The 1482-nt window shown below is 67.2% G+C and carries 1 protein-coding gene; it reads right to left on the reverse strand.

Translation table 11 applies throughout. From position 1 onward, the window contains the following. Positions 1-181: 181 nt before the first annotated feature. Positions 182-1342, reverse strand: a complete 1161-nt coding sequence (locus D7V93_RS42995; protein WP_372338436.1) for an IS701 family transposase — start codon at positions 1340-1342, stop codon at positions 182-184. Positions 1343-1482 lie beyond the last annotated feature (140 nt).

The following is a 1482-nucleotide window of genomic DNA, read 5'->3' on the forward strand; positions in this document are numbered from 1 at the left end:
TCCTACAGTTGCAATTTGAATCGAGCCCCTCGGGCTCGGTAGTGACACCGCATGGCTACGGCTTGGTGGTGGCGCCGCCAGCGACTCCACGCCAGGACGTGCGCGAGCGGAGCGACCGCACGCCACAGCAGCGCCACCAGGAGTCCTCGCACTTCCTGGACGGAGTAGCGGACGAGGGCTGTCAATGAAGGCCGCGCCGGGCGAGAAACGCGCGCATGGGGTTTCTTCGCCTCGGCAGGCCCAGCGCTTTTGGGGGCAAATCCTCCTGGGGCGGAAGGTTGGCCCTGGCGCGTGCTGCGGCGAGATAGACGTGAGCCACGAGGCACAGCGTCATGTGTCGGTGCCAGGCCGTCCAGGTTCGCACCTCGTAGTCTGCGAGGCCCACCTCACCCTTGGCGGACTCGAAGTCGTCCTCCACGGCCCACCGACTGCCTGCTGCATGCACCAGCGATGCGAGCGAGGCATTGCGCCGGGCGTGGGCCACGTAGAAGGCCACCTTCCCGTCCGCGAGGCTTCGACGAAACAGCAGCCACCGGGAGAGGCCCAGGTGCCGATTCAGGCGCATGCGTGCCCAATCATAGAGACGGGGGCCTTTGGTCCCGTCGCCCGCGGACAGGCGTACCCAGGCCTCCGCCGGGACTTCTTCCACCATGTCGCCCGGCTTCACCTGGTAGAAGCCGCGCCAGACGTGCGTGTTGGAGGCCACCGTCAGCACGTAGGGCTGGTGCAAGTCTTCGAGGAAGCGACGCAGCGTGCTGTCGCGGCCGTAGACTTCATCCCCCACCACCCAGGCGGGCTTCAGTCCCGCGCCCAGGGCCCGTTGCAGCATCCCTTGCGCCAGGGCCGGCTTGGATTCGAAGCCCACCGCCTCCGGAATGCCTCCCGCTTCCCGGCGGGCGGCGTCCTCGGTCCACGGCTCCGGCAGGTACAGCTCCCGGTCCACGAGCGCATGCCCGCGCGGCGTGACGTACGAGAGGAAGACGCCCACCTGCGCGTTCTCCACCTTGCCCGCGGTACCGGTGTACTGGCGTGCCACGCCCACGGACTTCTCCCCCTTCTTCAGGAAGCCCGTCTCATCCACGGCCAGGATGCCGCCTTCACCCAGCGCCCGCCTTGCGTACACCAGGACGTCGTCGCGCACCGCGTCCGCATCCCACTTCGCTCGCAACAGCAGGTGCTGGAAGGCATAGGGCGCTCGGTGGCCTGCATCCTCCGAAAGGCCCCACGCATTCTTGCGCTGTGCCCGCCCCAGCAACGCCTTCACGTACTCGACGGCGGCGCTGTGTGCCTCGCGCCTGCGGAAGTGAGGCTGTAACCAGCCCCCCATTTCTTCCAGTTCCATCGCGAGTTGGCCGACCAAGCGGACTTCCGGTGCCTGCGCTTCGACGGCGGATGGTGGCTGCATGGGAAATCCCGCTCCTCCCCCTCATGTTTCTTCAACCGGAGGGCGACTGCGGTCTCTTCCAAACTACAACTGTAGGA

Origin of the sequence: Corallococcus llansteffanensis, assembly GCF_003612055.1 — a bacterium.
GTDB classification, from domain to species: domain Bacteria; phylum Myxococcota; class Myxococcia; order Myxococcales; family Myxococcaceae; genus Corallococcus; species Corallococcus llansteffanensis.